Origin of the sequence: Rhizobium sp. AN6A, from assembly GCF_900215635.1 — a bacterium.
Taxonomy (GTDB): Bacteria; Pseudomonadota; Alphaproteobacteria; order Rhizobiales; family Rhizobiaceae; genus Agrobacterium; species Agrobacterium tumefaciens.
This window is the reverse complement of record NZ_OCNC01000002.1, coordinates 79,822-103,153: the sequence shown is the minus strand read 5'-3', so window position 1 is coordinate 103,153 and position 23,332 is coordinate 79,822. Positions and strand designations below refer to the sequence as shown.

At 57.0% G+C, this 23,332-nt stretch carries 23 protein-coding genes and 1 pseudogene; 18 read left to right on the top strand and 6 right to left on the bottom strand.

Features of this window, described 5'->3' with window-relative positions; genetic code table 11:
- The 5 genes and pseudogenes from CRO62_RS01830 to CRO62_RS01810 all read left to right on the top strand — a co-directional run.
- The gene (locus tag CRO62_RS01830) at positions 1 to 933 is read left to right on the top strand and encodes a carbohydrate ABC transporter permease (RefSeq protein ID WP_097098955.1); all 933 of its coding nucleotides are present in this window, start codon (positions 1 to 3) and stop codon (positions 931 to 933) included.
- A complete protein-coding gene (locus tag CRO62_RS01825) occupies positions 923 to 1,798 on the top strand; it encodes a carbohydrate ABC transporter permease (RefSeq protein ID WP_097098954.1) in 876 nt (291 codons plus the stop codon). Before CRO62_RS01830 ends, CRO62_RS01825 begins: the two co-directional genes overlap by 11 nt.
- Positions 1,798 to 2,553: a tyrosine-protein phosphatase gene (locus CRO62_RS01820; protein WP_097098953.1), complete on the top strand. Its 756-nt coding sequence runs from the start codon at positions 1,798 to 1,800 to the stop codon at positions 2,551 to 2,553. Before CRO62_RS01825 ends, CRO62_RS01820 begins: the two co-directional genes overlap by 1 nt.
- Positions 2,553 to 3,659: an ABC transporter ATP-binding protein gene (locus tag CRO62_RS01815; RefSeq protein ID WP_097098952.1), complete on the top strand. Its 1,107-nt coding sequence runs from the start codon at positions 2,553 to 2,555 to the stop codon at positions 3,657 to 3,659. The genes CRO62_RS01820 and CRO62_RS01815 overlap by 1 nt, the downstream gene beginning before the upstream one ends.
- A gap of 89 nt (positions 3,660 to 3,748) precedes the next feature.
- Positions 3,749 to 4,327, top strand: a pseudogene (locus CRO62_RS01810) (LLM class flavin-dependent oxidoreductase); the annotation flags it as partial.
- Positions 4,328 to 4,451: 124 nt separating this feature from the next.
- Here the strand turns inward: CRO62_RS01810 and CRO62_RS01805 are convergent.
- Complete coding sequence (locus tag CRO62_RS01805) at positions 4,452 to 5,360, bottom strand: LysR family transcriptional regulator (RefSeq protein ID WP_179784432.1); 909 nt, start codon at positions 5,358 to 5,360, stop codon at positions 4,452 to 4,454.
- Between the two features lie 285 nt (positions 5,361 to 5,645).
- On the opposite strand from CRO62_RS01805, the gene CRO62_RS01800 reads away from it, so the two are divergent.
- Genes CRO62_RS01800 through CRO62_RS01790 form a run of 3 tightly spaced genes read left to right on the top strand, consistent with a single transcriptional unit; the run spans position 5,646 to position 9,288 of the window.
- A complete protein-coding gene (locus CRO62_RS01800; RefSeq protein ID WP_097099269.1) occupies positions 5,646 to 7,061 on the top strand; it encodes a c-type cytochrome in 1,416 nt (471 codons plus the stop codon).
- Between the two features lie 51 nt (positions 7,062 to 7,112).
- Positions 7,113 to 7,640: a sugar dehydrogenase complex small subunit gene (locus tag CRO62_RS01795; RefSeq protein ID WP_097098950.1), complete on the top strand. Its 528-nt coding sequence runs from the start codon at positions 7,113 to 7,115 to the stop codon at positions 7,638 to 7,640.
- 13 nt (positions 7,641 to 7,653) lie between these two features.
- Positions 7,654 to 9,288 carry a GMC family oxidoreductase gene (locus CRO62_RS01790; RefSeq protein ID WP_097098949.1) on the top strand — a complete coding sequence of 545 codons (1,635 nt, stop codon included), beginning with the start codon at positions 7,654 to 7,656 and terminating at the stop codon, positions 9,286 to 9,288.
- 332 nt (positions 9,289 to 9,620) lie between these two features.
- Here CRO62_RS01790 and CRO62_RS01785 read toward each other — a convergent pair whose 3' ends face one another.
- Positions 9,621 to 10,316, bottom strand: a complete 696-nt coding sequence (locus CRO62_RS01785; protein ID WP_323455433.1) for a nucleotidyltransferase domain-containing protein — start codon at positions 10,314 to 10,316, stop codon at positions 9,621 to 9,623.
- A gap of 235 nt (positions 10,317 to 10,551) precedes the next feature.
- Here CRO62_RS01785 and CRO62_RS01780 point away from each other — a divergent pair, with 235 nt between their 5' ends.
- Positions 10,552 to 11,211: an MFS transporter gene (locus CRO62_RS01780; RefSeq protein ID WP_097098947.1), complete on the top strand. Its 660-nt coding sequence runs from the start codon at positions 10,552 to 10,554 to the stop codon at positions 11,209 to 11,211.
- A 127-nt stretch (positions 11,212 to 11,338) separates the two neighbouring features.
- Here CRO62_RS01780 and CRO62_RS01775 read toward each other — a convergent pair whose 3' ends face one another.
- The 4 genes from CRO62_RS01775 to CRO62_RS01760 form a co-directional block, all read right to left on the bottom strand.
- Positions 11,339 to 11,809, bottom strand: a complete 471-nt coding sequence (locus tag CRO62_RS01775) for a putative quinol monooxygenase (RefSeq protein WP_097098946.1) — start codon at positions 11,807 to 11,809, stop codon at positions 11,339 to 11,341.
- A gap of 66 nt (positions 11,810 to 11,875) precedes the next feature.
- Positions 11,876 to 12,472 (bottom strand): isochorismatase family cysteine hydrolase, encoded by a 597-nt coding sequence (locus tag CRO62_RS01770; protein WP_097098945.1) that lies wholly within the window; start codon positions 12,470 to 12,472, stop codon positions 11,876 to 11,878.
- Between the two features lie 26 nt (positions 12,473 to 12,498).
- Positions 12,499 to 13,173 carry a glutathione S-transferase family protein gene (locus CRO62_RS01765; protein ID WP_097098944.1) on the bottom strand — a complete coding sequence of 225 codons (675 nt, stop codon included), beginning with the start codon at positions 13,171 to 13,173 and terminating at the stop codon, positions 12,499 to 12,501.
- A 29-nt stretch (positions 13,174 to 13,202) separates the two neighbouring features.
- Positions 13,203 to 13,961: an SDR family NAD(P)-dependent oxidoreductase gene (locus CRO62_RS01760; protein WP_097098943.1), complete on the bottom strand. Its 759-nt coding sequence runs from the start codon at positions 13,959 to 13,961 to the stop codon at positions 13,203 to 13,205.
- 172 nt (positions 13,962 to 14,133) lie between these two features.
- Here CRO62_RS01760 and CRO62_RS01755 point away from each other — a divergent pair, with 172 nt between their 5' ends.
- The 9 genes from CRO62_RS01755 (at position 14,134) to CRO62_RS01715 (ending at position 23,312) form a co-directional block, all read left to right on the top strand.
- The gene (locus CRO62_RS01755) at positions 14,134 to 15,030 is read left to right on the top strand and encodes an AraC family transcriptional regulator (protein WP_097098942.1); all 897 of its coding nucleotides are present in this window, start codon (positions 14,134 to 14,136) and stop codon (positions 15,028 to 15,030) included.
- Between the two features lie 486 nt (positions 15,031 to 15,516).
- On the top strand, positions 15,517 to 16,128 hold the full coding sequence (locus tag CRO62_RS01750) for a TetR/AcrR family transcriptional regulator (protein WP_097098941.1): 612 nt from the start codon (positions 15,517 to 15,519) through the stop codon (positions 16,126 to 16,128).
- 549 nt (positions 16,129 to 16,677) lie between these two features.
- Positions 16,678 to 17,910 (top strand): metal-dependent hydrolase family protein, encoded by a 1,233-nt coding sequence (locus CRO62_RS01745; protein WP_097098940.1) that lies wholly within the window; start codon positions 16,678 to 16,680, stop codon positions 17,908 to 17,910.
- A gap of 5 nt (positions 17,911 to 17,915) precedes the next feature.
- Entirely contained in the window at positions 17,916 to 18,740 is an 825-nt protein-coding gene (locus CRO62_RS01740; protein WP_210201844.1) for an ABC transporter permease, read from the top strand.
- Positions 18,740 to 19,795: an ABC transporter ATP-binding protein gene (locus CRO62_RS01735; RefSeq protein ID WP_097098939.1), complete on the top strand. Its 1,056-nt coding sequence runs from the start codon at positions 18,740 to 18,742 to the stop codon at positions 19,793 to 19,795. The genes CRO62_RS01740 and CRO62_RS01735 overlap by 1 nt, the downstream gene beginning before the upstream one ends.
- 67 nt (positions 19,796 to 19,862) lie before the next feature.
- On the top strand, positions 19,863 to 20,891 hold the full coding sequence (locus CRO62_RS01730) for an ABC transporter substrate-binding protein (RefSeq protein ID WP_097098938.1): 1,029 nt from the start codon (positions 19,863 to 19,865) through the stop codon (positions 20,889 to 20,891).
- 80 nt (positions 20,892 to 20,971) lie between these two features.
- Positions 20,972 to 21,814 carry an ABC transporter permease gene (locus CRO62_RS01725; protein WP_323455432.1) on the top strand — a complete coding sequence of 281 codons (843 nt, stop codon included), beginning with the start codon at positions 20,972 to 20,974 and terminating at the stop codon, positions 21,812 to 21,814.
- 38 nt (positions 21,815 to 21,852) lie between these two features.
- On the top strand, positions 21,853 to 22,608 hold the full coding sequence (locus tag CRO62_RS01720; RefSeq protein WP_097098937.1) for an ABC transporter ATP-binding protein: 756 nt from the start codon (positions 21,853 to 21,855) through the stop codon (positions 22,606 to 22,608).
- Complete coding sequence (locus CRO62_RS01715) at positions 22,605 to 23,312, top strand: ABC transporter ATP-binding protein (protein WP_097098936.1); 708 nt, start codon at positions 22,605 to 22,607, stop codon at positions 23,310 to 23,312. Before CRO62_RS01720 ends, CRO62_RS01715 begins: the two co-directional genes overlap by 4 nt.
- Positions 23,313 to 23,332: the final 20 nt, after the last annotated feature.

The following is a 23,332-nucleotide window of genomic DNA, read 5'->3' as shown; positions in this document are numbered from 1 at the left end:
ATGACTACCACAACCTTGAGCGGAGTGGTCCCCACAGCGCGCGGCGTTCGCCGCGCGTCACACCGGATTGCGCCCTGGCTCTATATCCTTCCCGCCGCCGTGACGTTCCTGATCTGGATCTACTGGCCGCTTTTCGATGCGTTGCGGCTGAGCTTCTATGAATGGAACATGTTGCCCCGCACGCACCCCAAATTCGTCGGCTGGTCGAACTACACAAATATTTTCGCGCTACCGAAATTCTGGCAGGCGCTACGCAACACCGGCATTTACGTTGTAGGACTTCTGCCGATGGCGGTGATTGTCCCACTCGCAATCGCTATCTACACGCACGATCTTTCTCCGCGTTCCCGAAACCTCTACAGGGCAGTCATCTTCGTGCCGATGATCATCGCGCCCGTGGTTGCCGCCGCCGTCTGGCGTTGGCTGTTCGATCCCTCCTACGGTTTCGTCAACGGACTTTTGAAAGGCATGGGCCTCGATCCCATTCGCTTTCTGACCGATCCCTCTGTCGCGATCTGGACGATCGTCTTCATCACGGGTTGGAAGCTGATCGGCTTCTCCACGCTGATCCTGTCGGCTGCAAACGCCAATATTAATCCGTCGCTGATCGAAGCCGCAAGGATGGACGGCGCCAGTCGCTGGGATATCATCCGCGACGTCCGCATGCCGCTGATGTCGTCCACCATCCTTTTCCTCGTCATGATCACCATCCTTCTGGGCGCGCAATGGAGCTTTTCCTACATCGTCGTGCTGACCCAGGGCGGACCGCTCGGATCGACGACCAACATTTTCTACGTCCTTTGGGATTTCGGCTTTTCGAGCATGTCGGTCGGCTGGAGTTCGGCCGCCGCGATCATTCTTTTCCTCGGCTTCGGAGCACTGGCCTATAGCCTCCTTCGACTGGTCGACAGGTATTCATTCTATGACAATTGATGCCACCCAAACACCTGCCAACCCGGCATTCGTCCTTCAAAAAGGTGCCACGGCGAAATTTTCACTGCGCGCACCGGCCGGACATGCGGTGATGATCCTCCTGTCCCTGGTCTGCCTGTTTCCGGTCTACTGGATGATTCTCAGTTCGCTGCGGCCAGCCAATACACTGCTCGATGGCGGCGTATGGCCGACCGGCCTGTCACTGGAAAACTATGCCTATGCCCTGAAGGCCATACCGATCGGCAGGATGCTGCTGAATACGGTGGTGATCTCCGTCGTGGTCACCGCGTTCCAACTGATGACGGGCCTGCTCGCGGCCTACGCTTTCGCCTGCTACCGCTTTCCTTTCTCTCGAGCGGTCTATTCGCTGATGGCGATGACCTGGCTCATCCCGCTTCAGGTTGTGATGATTCCGAACTATCTCCTGGTCGCAAGGCTTGGGCTTCTCGATAGTTTGACGGCTCTGATTTTGCCGCATGTCGCAAGCGCGCTGTCGGTAATGCTGCTTACCCAGTCGATGCGCGCCTTCCCAAAAGAAGTGCTTGAAGCGGCGCGAATGGACGGGGCAGGGGGGTGGCGCATGCTGTGGGACATCATCGTGCCCAGCCTGCGCGGCACGATCGCCAGCCTGACGATCCTGATCTTCATCTCCACCTGGAACGAATATTTCTGGCCGCTGCTCTTGTCGCGAACGCCCGAGAACAGCGTCGTGCAGATCGGCATCCAGATGTTCATGACCGCTGAAGGCACCGAGTGGGGGCCGTTGATGGCGGCCTCAACGATGGCAAGCTTGCCCATACTTCTTCTTTACGTCGTCCTGCAAAGGCAGGTCGTACAATCCTTCATGAAATCGGGAATTCGATAATGACGGCAGTCTTCGAACGGCACATCCACCTGGATGGTGCCTATAATGTCCGCGACCTCGGCGGTTATGCGTCAGCGTCGGGCCAGACACACTGGCGCCGCGTGTTGCGCGCCGATGGCCTGCACCGGGTGAGTCAGGCCGGCCTTGACATGCTAGTCGAGACTGGTGTGCGGTTAGTGATCGACCTTCGGCACGATCATGAAATCGCTGCGGCACCCAATCCGTTCGTTGCCGACGGGCGGGTCCGTTATCTCAACGTTCCGCTGTTTTCAGGACTTGTTCCGCAAGCCTCCGAAAAGAAGACGGGCGGCATTCTGCTTGATTTGTATCTGCAGGCACTTTCCAGCCGCGGCGAGGCGATCCGCATGGTCGTGGAGACAATTGCCCATGCCGGAGAAGGCGGGGTGCTGTTTCACTGCACTGCTGGCAAAGACCGGACTGGCATCATCGCGGCGCTGCTGCTTGCAGCAGCCGGCGTGCCGCGCGAGACGATACTGGCCGACTACGCGCTGACTGGCGAGCGCATAACCCCTCTCATCGACGAACTCGTTGCCGACGCCATTCAGCGCGGGCTCGACGCGGGAGAATTCAAGAAGCTTCTGGGCTCGGAGCCGGGCATCATGGCCGCGGCGCTGGATCACCTCGACGGTCAATATGGCGGCGCGGCGGGTTATCTCGCGCATATCGGGTTGAGCAAAGAATGCCTCGGAAAGCTTCAAATGCGCCTGCTGGTCTCGGGAAAGGAGACCGTCTGATGGCAAACCTGAGTTTTGAAGGCGTCAAGAAAATCTATGACGGCAAGCAGGTGGTCCACGGTCTGGACATCGAAATCAAGGATGGGCAATTCGTCGTCATCGTAGGCCCGTCCGGCTGTGGAAAATCGACGCTTCTGCGGATGATTGCCGGGCTTGAAGATATCACGGAGGGACGCCTTGCCATTGACGGGATACAGATGAACGATGTCGAACCGTCCAGACGTGGCTGCGCCATGGTGTTTCAAAACTACGCGCTTTATCCGCACATGACCGTGCGCGAGAACATGGCCTATCCGCTGAAGATCGCCCGCATGCCGAAACCTGAGCGGGACCGGCGGGTGGAGGAGACGGCCGAAATCCTCGCTCTTGGCGAGTATCTCGATCGTCGGCCCGCGCAGCTCTCCGGCGGGCAGCGCCAGCGTGTCGCCATGGGGCGTGCGATCGTTCGCGAACCGGGCGTGTTTCTGTTCGACGAGCCGCTCTCCAATCTCGATGCCAAGTTGCGCGTTCAGATGCGCATCGAAATTCGCCGCCTCCACCGGCGCCTCAAGGCAACATCGATTTTCGTAACACATGACCAAGTGGAAGCCATGACGCTGGCCGACATGCTGATCGTCATGAATGGAGGGCGGATCGAGCAGATGGGCACGCCGTCCGATATCTATCGCCGGCCGGCGTCAACCTTCGTGGCCGCATTCATGGGCTCTCCAGCGATGAATCTTGCTCCGATAATCCGCATCAGCGATGACCGATTCTGCTTTGCCTCAGTGCCGGATTTCGCGATTGATATTGCCGATCCCGGGGTCGACGAAATGACAATCGGTATACGGCCGGAAGATGTCGTCGTCTCATTCGAAGCCACCGATGGCCTCGCCACATCGATCGATCTTGTTGAGGAACTGGGTGGAACCCGCATTGCCTATTGCCCTGTCGGCACTACGGAATTTGCCGTTGTTCTTCCTGCAGACGCCGAAGATTATCAGGGACGGGCGGTCTTTCTCAAGTTTCCGGAGCCTGCCTTGCATATCTTCGATGCCGTGAGCGGCACGCGGTTGGCTCAGGGATCCATGCCCAACCCAGCGACACATCCAACTGTCAGAGCGTAAGCCGGGATTGTGGAAAGCGGGCGGTGATGACCGTCTGGTGATCATCAAGGCAGAAGTCGTAGAAGAGCTGCGCCGGAGCTACCTGACATCCCATCATCGCTCAATCCTCCGCAAATCAACCATTGAAACATCAGCGCATCTATCCGCCGATCGCCGAAGGACAGCTTAAGACCTGGATCGGCGTCGGTGGAAGCCCGGAATCGGTCATCCGTGCCGCGCGTTACGACATGAACCTGATGCTTGCCATCATCGGAGGGGATTCTGCCCGTTTCGCGCCTTGTGTCGAACTCTACAAAAAGGCATCCGAGCAAGCCGGGCAGACGACAGGCGATATCGGCGTGCACTCGCCAGGATATGTGGCCGAAACCGATGAACAGGCCCGCCGCGACCTCTTCCCGCATTTCAAGACAATTCGGGATCGGCTTGGTAAGGAGCGCGGTTGGCCGCCGGTAACGGAAGCGGATTTTGACAACGAGATCGAACACGGATCGCTCTACGCGGGATCACCCGAGACCGTTGCCCGGAAAATTGCAAACACTGTAAAGGCTCTCGGAATCTCGCGATTTCAGATGAAATATTCCGCTGGCTCGATGGACCATGAAAAGCTCATGCAGAGCATTGACCTCTATGGATCGAAAGTGACCGGCCTTGTGCGCGGCCTGCTCTAGAACGATTGACGCCCGGCATTTCGACGGCGCCACCGCCAACATCTCCGTGGTGGTTGGCACACCTTGATTTCGTACAGTTTCTGCTGGATCAGGCCAAGCGAGGCTTGTCGAGAATGGACGCATACTAAAAAGGTGTCCCGTTATAACCTTCGGCATATTGGAGAAGGTGGTCCAGCAGCTTTGCTGCATATCGGGGCAGATGAAGTTTGTTTCTAACGCACAGATACAGCTCCCGCTCCGCCCACGGCTCGTCGATCTGCACGCTGCGCAAGCTCATGGTGAGACCGTACCGAGATGCGGCCGTTTGTGGCACAATGCCAATGCCTACACCGGTCTCGACCATACGGCTCAGCGACTCGAAATTCTCGCACCGGAGACGAATATTCGGCCGGCGTCCCGATTCGTTGGCTAGGCGACGGAGGAATTGCGATAACGCCACCTTCTCCGGCAAGCCGATCAACGGGCAGTCGAGGATCGAGGAGAAATTGGCGGAGCCCGTCAAAGGCGAAGTGGTCGGCACAATTAGCACAAGCCGATCGTGCACAAACCGCCATCGTTCCAGTCCGGTCATGTCTGCTGTCGCGGCAACCACGCCGATATCCGCTTCGCCATTGCGCAAAAGATTAACGACCTCGTGACTGGGCTTGTCCTTCATGGACAAGAATATGTCCGGGTTGTCTCTAAGAAATGGACCAAGTGCCTGAGGCATGTGCTCCGACAGCATGTTGGTGTTGGACAGCACGCGAACTGTTCCGCTTCGTCCCTCGGCAAATGTTTCAATGTCAATTTCGAGTTTGCGTGCGTTATCAAGTATGGTTCTGGCGTGGCGGGCAAACATATGCCCCGCCAGGGTCGGCCTTATGCCTCGCCCCGTGCGCTCGAAAAGCTCCAGGTTGAAGGCCCGTTCCAACCGCTTCAGTCGATTGCTCAGGGCTGCAATGACTAAGTTGTTTTCCTCTGCTGCGGCCGAGAGGGTCCCGCGCTCGATTGCTGACACAAAAATCTTGAGGTCTGTAAAATCGAATTTCTGCATGCTTTCATCCATGGTGAAAGCTGCTTTTATGACAAATTGATTTTCAACGCCATCACTTCGGCGCTATGACCCTGGCCAAGTCGTGCCCGCGACACATCGACACGCCAAATGTCCTGTTCCAGGGGCTCTCTAAACAAGCATTTTCAAACAAAAAATTGCTTTAGAAGGAATGGCGCATTTCTGGTGGTTCTACGCGGGATCATGGCCACATGGATCAGCCTTGCTCGTGGGAGGGGAAGCTTGGTCTGGCAGATATCATTCATGCTTGATGAAAGCGCGTTGCCTATGCCTAAGCTTCCTCTCACCTTGCGACCCGTTTTATTCTGTCTGACCACGCTGGTTGCAACGGCTGGCGCCAGCTTCGCGGACGATGCTTCGGATCTCGCGGCGCGTGGTCGCTACCTTGCGACGGCAGCCGACTGTGCCGCCTGTCACACCGCGCCGCATGGCGGCACGCCTTTTGCCGGCGGCTACGGTATCGACACTCCGCTCGGAAAGATCTTCTCGACCAACATCACGCCGTCGAAGGATGACGGCATAGGCGATTATAGCGAAGAGGATTTCGCCCGCGCCGTGCGCGAAGGTGTCGCCAAGGATGGCAGCCATCTTTATCCGGCCATGCCTTACACGGCTTACGCCAAGATCACCGATGACGACATGAAGGCGCTTTATGCCTACTTCATGAACGAGGTGAAGCCGGACGATAACAAGCCGCAGAAAACCGAGCTGCCTTTCCCGTTCTCCATCCGGACCTCGATGGCCGTCTGGAACCTGCTGTTCCTCGACAAAACCCGCTTTCACCCCAACTTGGCAAAGTCGGCCGAATGGAACCGGGGTGCCTATCTTGCTGATGCGCTGGAGCACTGTTCGACGTGCCACACGCCACGCAACGCCTTCATGGCTGAAGACGCCAGCAAGCCGCTCGCCGGCGGTGCCGTCGGATCGTGGTATGCACCCAACATCACCTCCGGCAAGGTCGCCGGTATCGGCGGCTGGTCCGACGATGAACTGATCCGGTATCTGAAGACAGGTAATGTCGCCGGCAAGGCGCAGGCCGCCGGTCCAATGGCGGAAGCGGTCGAAAACAGTCTGCAGTACCTTTCCGACCGCGACCTCAAGGCGATTGTCACATATCTAAGGGACGTGCCGGTGATCGCATCCGGTGACAAGCCGTCACGCGCTGAGCTTGGCAAGCCTTCATCCGTTATTGAGGCGTCGCTTCGCGGCCTGCCGGGCCAGACGGCGGATGAAAATGGTTATCACGTGTTCAGCGGCAGTTGTGCCGCCTGCCATCAGGTCGAAGGGCAGGGGAATGACCATTACCCGAGGCTGTTCCACAATACGGCGACCGGTGCAGACCGCCCGGACAACCTCGTTTCGACCATTCTCTACGGCCTGCATCGCACCGCTGGCGATCAAGTCGCCTTCATGCCGGCTTTTGGTCCTGACGCATCCTATACGGATCGTCTATCGGATAAGGATATCGCCGACGTCAGTAACTATGTACTGGCGAATTACGGCAACCCCGCCGTCAAGGTGAAAGAGGGCGATGTGGTGCGCATCCGTGAGGGCGGAGAGAAGCCGTTGATCGTCAAGCTGGCGCCGCTTGCAGCTCCTGCCGCGATCGCCCTTGCCGTCATCGTGCTTGCCCTGATCCTGTGGCGGCTGTCGCGTCGTCGCTCGCGAAGGGCGCTCGGCTGAGCCTGTTCGTATCGCTATCCCTTCCGCATTGAACGCTCCCCGGAGATCCTGATGCCTTTTGATCCTTCTTCCCCGGCCATGCTCGGCCATCATGTCTCGCGTCGTAGTCTACTGCGCGCCACGGCCGCCCTGGGCGGTCTGGCAATCGCTGCCAATATGCTCGGTCCGATATCGTCCGCTGCGGCCGACGAAGGCGTTGCTTCTTTCACCCATCTTTCGGAATTCCTCACCGGCCATAAGCTCGACCCGGTGCTAGGTGCCCGGTTTTTCGCGGCGCTGAAGAAGCGCGACGCGGATCTGGACGCAAGCCTCGCTGCTTTGTCGCAGCTGATCCAACAGTCAGGCGTGCCGGACATGGACGGTTTCCTGGCTCTGACCGGCACCGATCCGGCATTGATGCTGACTGCTACAAAGGTGGTATCCGCCTGGTATCTCGGTGTCGTTGGTGAGCCTGAAGATGCGGAACTGATCACCTATGCCGACTCGCTGATGTACCGCCCGACCAAGGGCCTCCTTACCGTCCCGTCTTATGGTCCCGGCCCCAATGCCTGGGGACCGAAGCCCGGTAGCAATATCTGACAGGAAGAAAACAATGGCTGACACATCCTATGATTCGGACCTGATCGTTATCGGCTCGGGTGTCATGGGCGGCATCGTTGCCGCCAACCTCGCAAAGGCAGGCAAGAAGGTCATCGTGCTGGAGGCAGGCCCACGCGTCAATCGCCGCGAGATCGTCGAGACCTATCGAAATGCCCCGGTAAAACTATCGCTTGCCAATGCCAAGCTTCAGGGGGCAGGCTCGCCGTTCCCCAGCCTTGCGCATGCACCGTCAACCTATGGCGACTACCTGCAATATGAAGGGCCGGTAAAGTACAATACATCCTACCTTCGCGTGGTCGGCGGCACGACTTGGCATTTCGGTTCGGCGCTGTGGCGCATGATACCGAATGACTTCCGGATACAGTCCCTTTACGGCCGGGGCCGTGACTGGCCGATCGGTTACGACGATCTGGAGCAATATTACAACAAGGCAGAACTCGAACTCGGTGTGACCGGCACTGACGGTCAGGACGAAAGCGGCCAAGGCGGTGGCCCGATGCCGCCGCGTTCGATGCCGTTCCCGATGAAGCAGCTTAACACCAGTTACATGTTCGACACGCTGGCGCAAAAGCTTGTAGTGGGTGGCTTCAATCCGGTGCTGGAGCCGCATGGTCGCGCCTCGCGCCCTTATGGCAACCGTCCGGTCTGTGCTGGCAATAATAACTGTAATCCGGTCTGTCCCATCGGCGCAAAGTATGACGGCTCGATGCATATCGATGAAGCCGAACGGCATGGCGCGAAGCTGCTGGATAATTCTCCGGTTTACAGGATCGAGGCTGGAGACGATGGCAAGATCACAGCGATCTGGTACAAGAAGCCCGACAATTCCGAACATCGGCTGACGGCAAAATATTTCGTGCTTGCGGCCTACGGGATCGAATCCGCGAAACTGCTTTTGATATCGACTTCGGAAAAACATCCGAACGGTATTGCCAACTCGTCGGATCAGGTCGGACGCAACCTGATGGACCACACCGGCATCAGCATGAACATGCTGACAAAGGAAGATATGTGGCCGGGCGAAGGGCCGACCGAACTGCTGGTTTATCTCAACCAGCGTGATGGTGAATTCCGCAAGGATTATCCAAGCTATAAGATCAAGGTCCGTAATACTGTGCCGACAGCACAGATGACCGAAGGTTTCATCAAAAAGGGTATTCTCGGATCGAAGCTCGATGAACAAATCCGCAAATATTCCGCTCGCTCACTCAACTGGGCCATCGATTTTGAGCCGCTTCCGCTGGCTGAAAACCGGGTGACGCCGTCGAAGACCAAATTCGATGCACTCGGCATCCCGGTTCCTGTCCTCTATTATAGCGTCACCGAATACTGGAATGCCGGTCGTGACCGCGGGCTTCAGGATTTGAAAAAGATCGCAGAACTGCTGGATGCGGAAGTGTTGTCCACCGACGTAAAATGGCAGAACCGCCAGCACGTGATGGGTACAACACGCATGGGTGATGACCCGGCGGATTCGGTCGTTGACCGCGATTGCCGCACACATGACCATCCGAACATGTTCATCGCCGGCACCAGCGTCATGCCCTCTGCCTCCTGCATGAACCCGACGCTCACAGGTGCCGCGCTCAGTGTCCGGATCGCAGAGCAGCTGATAAAGGAGATCTGACAACCTACACCGTCGGTACGCAACCTCCTTGCGCACTTTGAAATTCTATCAGTGCGCAGCGGCCTAGCGAGATTAGCAGGCCGCATGTTCTTATCCTTTCAAGGCGTGAAACGGCACGGCAATGAACAAAACGGTTAGCAGCGCGCCTTCCTTCGATCGTTTCGTCGATCGCGAGTCGGGCGCCGGTGATTTCCGGTAGATGGTCGGCGCCGATTTTTCGTTCGGCGAAAATATCCTCAACGATCGAGGTGGCTGCCGCTGCATTACCCGGAATAGTAGCTGTTCAGTCAAGATTCGCTCTGCGGACGGAGCCTGCGTTTGTAGTGTTTCCCTTATAAACGCGCTATCCATTCATGCTCGGGATGCAGGGCCTCTAGCCAGAGGCGCAGATCAAGTTTTTCTTGGAAATTGAGTTTGGGGAGCGCGGCCTCGAAGTCGCGCTCGTCTTTCTCTCTACGGTACTTTGCCTTGAAGAGCAGAACGTTGGCCGGTGCGAGATAGGGGGTACCCAGTTTGTTCCTTCGAACGGCGGTCGCTCTGGGCATTTGGATCGAACGATCACGTTTGTACACCCAGACTTCCGGTGTTCCCCGCTCGACCATCATATCAACACGCCAGAAACCAGCGGCTGTGTCAGCACCCCAAAGCTGCCACAGGTCTGCCGGTGGCCCAGCGTTTGGGGCGAGGTAGGAGAGCTTCCCCTCCCTTACTTCAAAGAAATCCAGCTCGGACAAGATTTTGCGGCAACCATCTATACCGGCAGGTAGAACGGCGAATTCCAGATCTTCATGCGCCCGGGTCTGATGGCCGTGCCACAGGTCCAAAGCCCAACCACCGACGACATACCACTCTGATCCCCAGTGTCCAAGACGTGCATGCAGCTCATCTGGCGACCAGGCATTCCAAGATTCTTCTGGGCGAGGGTTCATGCGGAAGACCAGACTAGGGTTGGGACGGTTCAGGCGTCTTTTTGGGCCAACGCCCGATCTGACGCAATAGGATCGAAACCATCCGGGTCTTTTGCCCATTTTGTAGGTCCTGACCCTAGGACGTTTTCAACCTCAAGCCTGCAAGCAGCTTGATCGACAGCGCATTGAGTTGCTGCTGCTCGGCCACCGTCAATCCCGCCAACGCGAGGCGTTACTCCACTACTCTTTTCATAATTGCAGGCGCTGTTTATGTGGCGTTCGCCGTCGCCTTGCACCTATTGCACTGCCCATCCATCGAAGTGATGACGTTCCTCAGGCGACCGCACCCGTCCCATTGCTGGAGAGTCTTAGCGCTGCGATCCACGATCCCCGGCTGGCCTTCTTTGTCGGCGGCGGCACACTGCTGATGGCGGTCTATGGCCAGTGGTCAGCAACACTCGCCCCGTACCTTACGGGAAATGTCGCTGGAGGCATGGAAATTTACGCCTACCTCGTTTCGATCAACGGCGCAGTCGTCCTGATCGGGAATCCGTTCGCCCGCAGGTTCATCGAACGCGCAGGCGCTCTCAACGGCCTTGTGACCGCCTGCGTGCTGTTTGCTTTTGGGGAACTCGGCTTTCTCAGTGCCGTCGGCTTCTGGGGACTGGCAGCATCAATGGTTGTTTTTACGATCGGAGAGATTCTCGTCGTGCCCTGCGAGTACACGCTGGTCGATGGTATCTCGAACGATCGTAACAGAGGCAGCTATTTTGGTGCTCATTCATTCTCGACCGTCGGCAACTTCATCGGACCGACACTCGGCGGCGCCATGCTGGGTGCTTTTGGCGGAGCTGGCATGTTCCTGCTGTTTGCCGGTTTTGCGGGACTCAGCGCCATCTTGTTCGCCGTCGGGACAGGCATGCCGCCTCCGAAAGCAGCGGCACCGCAAGCTCCGACCATTTCGCGGGAGCAAGTAACCGGAAAGCATCAACGCAGCGCCTGTCTTGTTGAATGAATTGTACTGCTCCGGGAGCCGGGCCTGCACTATACCGGGATGAGGATCAGTATACGAGGAGCTCTGGCAACGCAGTTCCTGTCGTCGAGGAGCTTCGTTCGAGTGTTTTTGTAGGGCTGAAAGACCGCTAAGCGGCCCATGCCGTAATCCGGTCCGCGATTGCTTCCGGGGGCCTCGATGTGCAGGAAATAGCCGACGTCGGGACGGCCTGCATCGCGTGCCGGGCGGTAAACCGATGTCCGTCGGCGACCTGTGCCGAGAGGATGCAGCCGTCGTTGGCACCGTGAAGCTGCAACATGGGCGCCGTGATCGGCAACATCTCGAATATGTGCATGACTGGCGGTGCGGCGAGGAACGGTTCGGTCAACGGTCGATTTGTCGCGATGTGCGACGATGTACGATGCGCAGAGAGAGCGGCCTCGTCCTCGTAGATTTCGATCAGCGTGTAGCTGTCGGCCACAGTGCGCGACTTGAACAGTTCGTACAGACGAGTACGAGGCTCGTTGGCACGCACTGCGGCCGCCTGGACCGCGAAGGCGCGTTCAAATGCGTCGGTGCTACCCGGCGCGACTCTGAGTTCGACCATCATCCCGATCATTATATCACCCTGTATCTACGGCCGAGGGAAGCCCGGCCCCATGACGGAGCCGGGTCCAGCGGTGGATTATGCCTGCGCCACGAACTCCTGGGCGGTGATGGCGTTGGCGTAGAAGGGTGCGATCTCCGTAACGAAGTCGTCCTGCTGCTTGCGGGTATACCCGGCTGATGCGTCGTAGATGACGTTGGTGTGGTAGCCGAGGTCATGGGCATTGCGCATCGAAGACTCGACGCACTGGCGCAGCGAGAAGCCGGCGAGGTAGATATCGAAGATGCCATTGTTGCGCAGGTAGCCATCGAGCGTGGTTCCGACGAAGACGCTGCTGCCGCCAGCGCGCTCGCGAACGACATGCTCGCCTTCTGCCGGCTCGAAGCCGGGGAAGAAATCGGCCTGCTCGCCCAGGAACGCGCCATGGTCGCGCGTGATCTTGCGCAGGCCGTACTTGGCCTCGCCCAGCACCTTGAAGGTTGGCTCGAACTTCAGCGCTGCGTGGATCACGTGCATGCCGCGACGGCGGGCCTCTTCGAGGATGATCTTCGAATTGGCGATAGCGGTGTCGACCTGCTCCCGGTCCTGAAACACCGGATAAATGCCGCCGGTCGGGGAGAGCCAGTCGTTGACATATTCGATCAGGATCAGCGCGCTCTTGGATGCGTCGGTCATGATATCACTCCTTGGAATTCTGGTTGTTAAGCTGCGATCATCGCGCCTTGCTGGCGCAGGTGGTCGCAAAACAGGTCGGGATAGGTGTCGATCACGGCGTCCTTGACGCTGGATCGCTCGGCAAGTGCCGCGCACCACGCAGTCACACGAGGCAGGCCAGCAAAGATCGGGTCCGCCACTTGCGGATCGATGATCCCGAAATAGCGGAACAGCGGTGCGTAGACCGCATCGACCAGGCCAAAGTCCGCCCCGGCGAAATACGGGCCGTTCCCCAGTTCAGCCTCGATCTTGCTCAGCCGATCACGGAAGGCTGCCCGCCGGGCGTCGGCGGTCGCCGTATCCTTGGCGTGAAGGAACTGCCAGCCCTCGGCAAAGGTCTGGGTGGCGAATTCGATCCAGGCGCGATGGCGGGCACGCAGCAATGCATCGTCGGGATACATCGCCGCGCCGCCTTGTGTCTCGTTCAGATATTCGCAGATAACAACGCTTTCGAAGAGAATTGCCTCCTCACCGCTCAGTTGGCGCACCGTCAGCACCGGCACCTTGCCGGTCGGCGACAGGGCCAGAAACCAGTCGGGCTTGGCAGACAGGTCGATGTTGACCCGGTCGAACGCTACCGCCTTTTCGAGAAGGACGATCGCGGCGCGTTGGACGAAGGGGCACAGTGGGTGGCTGATGAGAGTGAGGTTTTGCTCGGTCATGATGGTGTCTCGATGTTCAGGAATGGAGATCAGAGCGACTGGCCGCCCGATACGTCGAACGTCGTGCCGTTAGCCCAGCCGAAATCGTCTGACAGGATCGTTGCGACCGCGCCGCCGATGTCGTCGGGCTGACCGACGCGGCCGAGCGCGATCTTGCTCGCGACGAAGGCATGAGCCTGTTCGTTATCGCGAACCCTACCACCGCCGAAATCGGTGGCGATGGCACCGGGCGCGATGGCGTTGACGCGAATCTGCCGCGCGCCGAGTTCCAGCGCCATGAACCGGGTCAGCGTCTCGAGCCCCGCCTTGGCTGCCGCATAAAGGCCGAAGGTGGCCATCGACGTGCGCGTGAAGCCCGTAGAGACATTAAGGATGCGTCCGCCATCAGCGATGATCGGTAGCAATGCCTGCGTCAGGAACACCGGTCCGCGAAGGTGCATGTCGATCATCATATCGAACTGTTCCTCGCTTGCGTCAGCGACCTGCACGTGGACGACCGCACCGGCGTTGTTGACCAGATAGTCGAACCGGTCGCTGCCGAAGCGGCTCGCGAGCGTCTCGGCGAAGGATGCGACGAAGGCCGGGAAGCTTGCTACCTTGGTGACGTCGAGTTCGAGCATCACCGCCTTGCCGCCCATGGCTTCGATCTCTTCAACCAGCGTCTGGGCTTCTGCGGTGGCCTGGCGATAGGTGCCGACGATGCCGACACCGCGACGGGCGAGATGCAGCGCCATGCTGCGACCGAGGCCGCGGCTGGCACCGGTAATGAGTGCGATTTTCTGAGTCATGGCTACATTCCTTGAGGTTTTGATTATCGGACAGCACGCCGCTGAGGCGCGGCCCTCGCTGCCAGTCAAATAGGCGATTGCTGCGTTTGACGCCCCGCCTGATGCTCTCAATTGTTTGCCTGATTGTCTCAAGGTCTTTGCATTCGTGAAAATTGATGTCATATTTTCAGGCATGACCAACGACCTGAAACCCCTTCGCGATCTCGCGCTCCGCCACGGGCGGACCGGAATGACCCTGACGCCAATCCCACGCCTGGAAATCGGTATTGGACAGGCAACCTCCGGAACCTCGCCGTGTCTCTACCGCTCGATGATCTGCTTCATTCTGCAGGGATCGAAAGAGGTGGCGATCCATGACGACTTGCTGCGCTACGACGCCTCTCAATATCTGGTCAGCGCACTCGATCTGCCTTTGAGCGGGCAGATCCATGACGCCGACGATGGCAGTCCTTATGTGGCGGTTTCGCTGGTCCTTGATCCCGCACGTCTGGCCGAGGTCGCATCGACCATGCCGACGGTGCGCGACGCGGACGCGCCAGGCAGCGGCATCGCGATCAACCCGATGACACCGCCAGTGCGCGACACGCTGCTGCGCCTGCTAGCGTTGTTCGACACGCCTGCGGACATCCCGGCGCTCGCGCCGATGGCCGAACGCGAATTGCTTTATCGTCTCCTGCAGGGCCCGCAGGGGCGACTGTTGCGTCACATCGCCCGCCCGGAAGGCGCAATCGGCGGCATACGCCGTGCGGTCGAATGGATCCGCGACCATGGCAACAGGCGGCTGCGGATCGAGGCTCTGTGTGAAGCTGCTGGCATGAGCCGCGCAAGCCTGCATCGCCACTTCGTAGCACTGACCGGATTGAGCCCGATCCAGTATCAGAAGCAGCTACGCCTTCAGGAGGCACGCCAGTTGCTCCTCGCCGGTGACCGGAGTGCCTCCGACGTCGCCTATGCGGTGGGCTATGAAAGCGCCTCGCAGTTCAGCCGCGAATATCTGCGGCAGTTCGGAGCTCCGCCCGTCCGCGATGTTCGCAGGCTCAGGCAATCAATCGGCACTCCGATGATTTAGAAGGCTGTCAATTCGATGCTGTTGGCTTCGGGCAAGGGGAGGCGCCTGCTGAACCCCTGCTTTCAGCGGTAGCCACTCGCCGTAGAATCGGGCGATCAGACGAGAGTCAGACTCGATCGCGCATAGCGCGTTCAAGACCAGTTTCTGGATCTTCTTGAAAAACCTAAGAAGCTGATACCAAATGATAAAAGCAGGTCGCTTTGAAGGTTCGGTTCCGCTCAATGCGCCCGTCGCAAACATAAAGTATCGTTACGTCTTCATTTATCTCATGCAATTGGGCATCCACTGCGACTATCCAAAAAACTGCGCGGTATCATGACAGAGTTCCGACTGAAATAATTTCTTGACCTTTGCCGAGGAAAGAAGCTCTAAGGCGATGGATATGGGGTGACGAATATTTGCACGTCGTTCATTGAAAGCAGTGGGCAACATAGACCGAAGCGATAAGCGAAACCGGGACCAGTAGACTAGAAGGCGGCCACAAAGATGCGTCGAACCCAGGCCGAGCGATCTGAGGAAACACGTAAAAAGCTCTGTCAAGCGGCGCTCGACGCGATGAATGAGGTGGGTTACGGACGGTTCTCGACTGAGGATGTTGCGCTGCGGGCGAATGTTTCTCGCGGAGCGCTTACCCATCAGTTTCCAAGCCGCAACGCACTGATTATCGCCGCGTTTGATTATCTCATCGTTTCCTGGGAAACCGACTGGCTGGATTTTATCGTAAAGAATGAGCGCCGCCTCTCTCCGGATGAAGTGACAGATTTTCTTTGGGATAGGTTGTTCCAGGCAGGAAACTACATTGCGTCGCTAGAAATAATGCTGGCTTCCCGCAATGATGACGAATTAGGCAATGGCATTCGTGAGATCATGGTCAAGTGGGCATCGAGCAGGGACAACGCTATCGCCACACTGCTTGGCGTCTCTCTCGATCGGCCGGAAACGGATGAGTTCATACAGCTCAGCCTGTGTGTTCTGCGTGGCATAGCCCTTCATAGCAGTTTCAGTTCCAATTCGACCAAAGAGCTTCAGAGAAGCTTGCTTGGAAAATGGAAGGAAATGCTGGTTGCTGTATATGGAAATGATTGGCAAATGCAGTAGTCTTATCTGGTCCGGTTGCGTGACGTTGCGAGCCTCCTGATTACAGTTGCTCTTGCTTCGATTGGGTTGAGCCGGCTCTACCATGTCTTCAACCCCCGCCATATCTGGGGCATCGCGGGGGGGGGTACCAGTTAAACCCCTCAAGTAACCTCGCATCCGGCTTTTCCCTTACATTTGATCCGAGTGTGGCTGCCGTCGCCTATTTGCCCCGGCTCTAAGCCGACTTCGCCGCGTCGCGCAATCGCTTCGGGGACGCTTGAAGTCATGCATTTTAATCAGCCAACGTATTTCTCATGTTGCGTGCAGTGCGAACTGCTCATCGAAATTTGTCGACAGCAGTATTTATATTGAAATTGTAGAGTTATCAGAAAGATAACAACTTCATTGGGTTGTCGGCAATGGCGCGCCATTGTGCGGTGGCGTTTTTTTATGCCTTCATATTGTGCAGGTGCGAAAATTGCATTGTGCAGGGCACATTTTTGGATTTTTGCTATTTACAAACAGACATGACTGTTCGTAATGTTGAGAAAATACGAAATCGGGGTCCTCATGAACAGTTATATTTTCCACGGTGGCAAGGTACTCGACGTCGATAAGGGCGTGCTGGTCGAGGGTGTCGAAGTACAAGTCGAGGGGGAGCGAATTGTGCGTGTTTCCTCGGACCCAATAGTAGCAGCAGGGGTTACGCGCATTGATCTTGAAGGCCGCACTCTGATGCCTGGCCTTGTCGATGCCCACGTTCACGTCATCGCGACACTTGTTGATCTGGCCAAGAACGCAGAACTGCCCTCGTCTTTGATTGCCTTGCGCTCGCGCAAAATCATGCATGACATGCTGATGCGCGGTTTCACGACAGTTCGAGATCTCGCGGGAGCGGACCTCGGGATGAAAATGGCTGTTGAAGAAGGCATGATCGACGGGCCACGGCTGGTGATCTGCGGCAAGGCTCTCAGCCAGACGGTAGGTCATTGCGATTACCGAAGCCGCCACGACAAACGTGAATTGCACGCAGGCTCTCTCGGTGCATTGGGCCGAATTGCAGATGGCGTCGATCAAGTGCGACGTGCCACGCGTGAAGAAATCAAAGGCGGAGCAGACTTCATCAAGATTATGGCCAATGGCGGCGTTTCCTCACCAAATGACCCGATCCACGTTCTTCAGTATTCCCGTGAGGAAATAGTCGCGATTGTGGAAGAAGCGGAAAACTACGGTATGTATGTGGCCGCTCACACCTACTCGGATGCTTCGATCCGTCGAGCAGTGGAATGTGGTGTCAAATCGCTCGAGCACTGCAATCTGATCACGTCCGACACGGCGAAACTGGCCGCTGACGCCGGTGCCATCGCTTGCCCGACACTTGTCGCCTATGAAGGGCTCGCTCTCGAAGGTGCGGCGTTTGGCTTGAGCCCAGATTCTCAGGCGAAAATCGATACCGTACGTGTCGCAGGTCTGGAATCCTTACGGATCATGCGCGATGCCGGACTCGAAATGGCCTTCGGATCTGACCTTCTCGGTCAGCTTCATAAGTATCAGTCGATGGAATTCTCGATCCGAGGAAAAGTCTTGTCGGCGCATGAGATCATCCGTTCTGCAAGCCGCGTTGCTGCGAAACTTTGCATGATGGAAAATCTGATTGGTGTCATTGCAGAAGGTGCTTATGCCGATTTCATCGTTGTCGATGGCGATCCGCTTGAGGATATCGACCTCCTGTCGCGGCCCGATGAGAGCCTCGCCATGATTATTCGCGGTGGCCAGTTCTACAAAAACACTCTCGGAAACTGATGCCCATGATCAAAGGAAGCACTCTTCCTGAAAAAACAGGGCGCTGGTTCGTCATCAGCGTCAATCTCATGGCGTTGGGATTGATGCTGTTACCCCTGATCCTGGTGTGCTGGCTGTCCGTAATTTCAAACGAAATCCTTTCGCTTCCGGTGGAGGGTTATTCGCTTCACTGGTATCAGGAGGCGTTCCGCCAACCGCAGTTTCTCGACGGATTCATTCTCAGTTTGGTGGTTGCTGCATTCGCAGCCGCAGCCGGGCTTGCCGTTTCCATCCCCGCCGCGATCATCATCGTCCGGCGGGCGTTTCGCGGCCGCTCAGCGATCCTTCAATTGCTGATGTCACCGTTGACTGTTCCGGCCATTGTGATCGGAGCATCGCTCTACATCACAGTCGTCGAGATCGAAATCGCAACCGGACTACCGCTGTCGGGCTCAGTCGGCGTGTTCGTGATGGGGCATGTTCTTCTGACAATACCCTGGTGCACTCGCCTTCTGGTCGCGTCATTGGAAGGCGCCAATCTTTCTGTCGAGGAAGCGGCTGCAAGCCTTGGTGATACCCCGGCCGGGATTATTTGGCGGATCACGCTCCCTCTTATCCGCCCAGGCATTTTTGCAGCGGCTGTGTTCTCTTTGGTCGTCAGCTTCGGAAACCTCGAGGTTTCGATCTTCCTGGCAAGTCCAGGTCAGGTCACGCTTCCTGTGGCGATGATGCAGTACCTCGAGTGGAAAATCGATCCTACGATCGCCTCCGTCTCCGTGCTTCAGGTTGCTTTCGTGGCAACCGCTCTGATTGTTTCCAACCGTTTCGTCAATATTTCCAGGATTGTGTGATGGCTAACGTCGAGATTACCGGCCTGAGGAAACAATATGGCACGTTCCGCGCCGTATCGGATATTTCCCTTAAGATAGAACAAGGCGAGTTCCTGATTTTCCTTGGTCCTTCCGGCTGCGGGAAGACCACGACGCTGCGCATGATGGCAGGCTTTATCGAGCCAGATGCAGGGCGGATTGCGATCGGGGCTCGAGACGTGACCCACGAGCCACCGCATCGGCGCAATATCGGTCTGGTGTTCCAAAATTATGCACTTTTCCCCCATCTCTCGATCTTCGAAAACGTTGCGTTCGGTTTGCGGCGTCGAAAGGTGGCTGAAGAGGAAATTCGCAAAAGGGTGGGTGACGCACTGGATCTTGTGAAGCTGTCCCATCTGACTGGACGCTTTCCAAGGCAACTTTCCGGTGGTCAGCAGCAACGCGTGGCCATCGCAAGGGCGCTTGCGATCCGCCCTGATATTCTTCTTCTCGATGAACCATTGTCCAATCTTGACGCCAAGCTACGCCTTCAGGTTCGCGACGAGCTGCGAAACCTCCAGAAATCTCTCGGCATCACCACGATTATGGTCACACATGATCAGGAAGAGGCGATGTCGGTCGGCGACCGCCTCGTCCTCATGCAGGCTGGAGTGATCGAGCAGGTGGGCTCTGCCGGCGACCTTTACAACGCACCCGCCAACCGTTTCGTCGCCGACTTCATCGGGCGCACCAATTTTCTCAAAGGGGCCGCCATGGAAGCCGGTGCTTTCAGGACCGAGAATGGTCTGCTTATGCAGGCCGCTGTCTATCGGGCCGGGTCTGAGGAAATCCTCATAAGACCTGAAGCCATTCGGTTGACGCGAGAAGCGACGACACAGGAGCCCAATTGCTTCCGCGGCCGCCTCGAGCGCTGCGTCTTCCTGGGCGGCATGGTCGAAGCCGATATCGAACTTGAAAGCGGAACTCGACTGAAGGCAGTAACGTCGCCGCGGGAACTGGACTTTGAAGGCCTCTCGACTGCGGTCAACAGTCCGCTTTTCGTCAGCATCGCAAAGAAAGACATCATTCCGCTTTGACCAGGAACCGGCGTGTCGTCGGTCATATCGAGCAGCGGATTTCAATTAAAAAAAGGGGAACTCAAAAATGCCGAACATCACTCGCCGCGCCTTTGGAGCACTTTCCGCAAGCGCCCTCCTATCGTCAGCGCTACCTGGCCTGGCGCAGGCTCGCGGCCGCGTCATCGTAGGAACGTGGGGAGGCGACTACCAGAGTTTGCAGCAGGCAAACATCGTCGATACCGTGTTGAAGGATAGTGGCCTGCAGGTCGTATTTGATCCGGCGGCAGAAACCGTTCGAAAATCCAAGATACTGGCGGAGCGCCGTCTGCCACGTGGTACCATGGACGTTGCCTGCCTGACGCGTCAGGGAACTTACGAGATGTACGCCAACGGTGCTCTCGAGGAGCTCGACGAGACAAAAATTCCCAATCTTGCAAAGGTTCATCCCTTCCTTCGGACCAAGTATTCCGTGCCTCACATGTATACTGGGCGCGTCATTCTTTACAATCCGAAGGAGGTTAATCTTGCACCAAGTTCCTACGCCGATCTTTGGGATCCGAAGTATGCCGGCCGCGTCGGTGTCATCGACATTCAGTATCAAAACACCATTGAATCAGCGGCAATGATTGCGGGCGGTGGACCTTCGAATGTCGAACCAGGCAAGGAAAAGCTGCTCGAGCTAAAGAAGCAGGGTGTTAAAATATACCCCACCAATGAAGCCATGGCGCAGGCCTTGAAGTCCGGCGAAGTTGTCATGTGCATCATGTGGAATGCGCGCGGCTTTATGTGGAAGAATGCTGGTATCGATGTCGATGTCGCTATTCCGAAGGAAGGGTTGGCACTTTACATTTCCGATGTCGGTGTCCCAAAGAACGCCCCGAACAAGGAAGCGGCTTTTGCCTACCTCAACGCAATGCTTGACGAGCGTCCGCAGGCCGCATTCGCTGAAAAAATGGGATATGCGCCGCCAAACTCGACGGTAACGCTGGACCCCGCTTTGGCAGCAGTCATCAACTACAAGCCTGATCAGCAGTTCGTACAGCCTGACCTCGAATACATGGCTAAAGTCGATGCAAGTCTGCAAAGCTGGTGGGAAAAGGACTTCAAGTCCTGATGACTACAAACTGATTTGCGCTACTCGCGCTTAAGAACGCGAGTAGCTGTCGCCAGTAACACTGATCCGGATGCCGGGTAATGCAGAAAAACAATCTTTCCGCAGCGGGAATGCTTATGCCCGCGACAACTATCGTTCTGGTCTTCATGGCACTGCCATTGTTGTACCTCTTGCGTTACAGCATGAACAGCTATGTGCCGGGTCAGTTCATGGTGAGCGATTTCACGCTTGCTAACTTTTCGGCCTTCTTCTCGGATAGTTATTATCTAAAAGGAATGCGGACAACGATCCTCATGTCGTTTGGTGTGACGGTCGTATGCCTGATTGTTGGCTTGCCGTTGGCCAACTGGATATCGCGCAAACACGGAAGTATGAAAACCTTCCTGCTCATGCTGATTATCCTGCCGCTGTTCATTTCGAACGCTGTCAGAGCAGCAGGCTGGATGGTTGCTTTCGGCAAGAGTGGTGTGTTGAACTACGGGCTGCTTTCGCTTGGGCTGATCTCAACGCCGCTTGAAATAATGTATACGCCCTTAGCGGTCTTTGTGGGTATCGTCGCGGTCAATCTTCCCTACGTGGTCTTGACGCTCCAGAGTGTGCTCGAGGGGTTGGACGAGAATGTGGAGTTTGCCGCTGCAAGCCTGGGTGCGACGCCACTGCAAAACTTCCTGCTCGTAAAGCTGCCCCAGATCATACCAGGTCTTCTCGCTGCATTCGTTCTGTCGTTCATTTTGACAATGAATGCCTATGCGACCCCGGTCCTGCTCGGAGGTCCGTCATTTCGCATGATGTCACCGATGATCGTCGGCGAAATTCTCAACAAGGCGAACTGGCCATTCGGCGCTGCCCTGTCCTTTATCCTCCTCTCCGTCACGATCTCGATTACCGTCGTGGCCGGATATTACGTCAAACGGAAATACTGACCTGCCTTTCGCTCGCGGTCGTTTTCATAGAGGTTGGTATGCTCGAAATTAGCGGAGTTAAACGACATTTTGGTGGGGTTCACGCCCTTTCAGGAGTCGATCTGAAAATTGCCGAAGGCGGCATTATCGGGATGATCGGCCCCAACGGCGCCGGCAAGACAACACTGTTCAACTGCATCTCGGGTGTTCTGCCGGTATCCAGTGGAGAAATCCGATTTAAGGGCGAGCGTATCGAGAGGATGCGTCCCGACCAGATTTCAAGCCGCGGGCTCGTGCGTACGTTTCAGATTGCACGCGGGTTTCCGCGTCTGACCGTGCTCGAAAGCTTGCTGCTTTACGGGACCAACCAGCCGGGCGAGAGCCTCTTGCAGGCGTTGACGCGCAGCAAGGCCAGCATTCGCCGCGAAGAGGAACTGCTCGGCAAGGCATTGGAAATTGCTGAGCGATTGAAGCTGTCGCATGTTCTGGACAACAAGGCTTCTGACCTCTCCGGCGGCCAGAAAAAGCTGCTCGAAATTGGCCGTGCCATGATGCGAGATCCTGGCATGCTTCTGCTTGATGAACCGATGGCCGGGGTCAATCCATCGCTTGTCAGGGAGATCGGCGAACGCCTCCTGGCCATCTCCAGAGAAGGTGTAACCATCGTGCTCATCGAACATCAGATGGACCTGATTTCCAGGCTTTGCGACCACGTGATCGTCATGGCTGACGGCAGGAAGATGATTGAGGGGACATTCGAGTTCGTGGCGGCCAACAAGGACGTCCAAAGCGCCTATATGGGAAGCCGCCGATGAGTGATTTGACAGTCGAAAATGTAATCGCTGGCTACTCCGCAGGGGATCAGATCCTCAAGGGCGTGAATTTTCATGTATCGCCAAGAGAGATCGTATGCATCGTCGGCCCCAACGGCGCAGGTAAGTCCACTCTTCTGAAAACGATCGCAGGCCTGCTTCGTCCATCGCAGGGGCGCATCGTCTACGGCGATACACCCATCAGCGGTTTAAAACCCCACGACGTATCCCGCCAGGGCATCGCCTTCGTACCCCAGGAGCATAATGTTTTCGGCAACATGACCGTTTACGAGAACCTGGAAATGGGCGGCTACATCGCCGCGAAACATTTTCGGGCCCGTGCTGACGATGTCATGAGCCACTTTCCAATTCTTGCGAAAAAGAAAGGCCAACTGGCACGCACGCTTTCCGGCGGCCAGCGGCAACTGCTCGCGGTGGGGATGGCGCTGATGGTGGATCCGGGTCTGATCCTGCTTGACGAGCCCACTGCCGGCCTGTCTCCGGCGGCAGCCGACGAACTCTTCCGCGAAATTCGCAAACTGAGGGATTCCGGCAAGGCCATTGCTTTGGTGGAGCAAAATGCGCGTGAGGCCATGGAGATTTCCGACCGCACCTACATCCTTGTCGATGGAAGGAACAGCATCGAGGGGCCATCGGCAGACCTGCTTGCGAACGAGGACATCAACAGGATGTTCCTCGGGGGTTGATAGACACTACTGCCATTCAA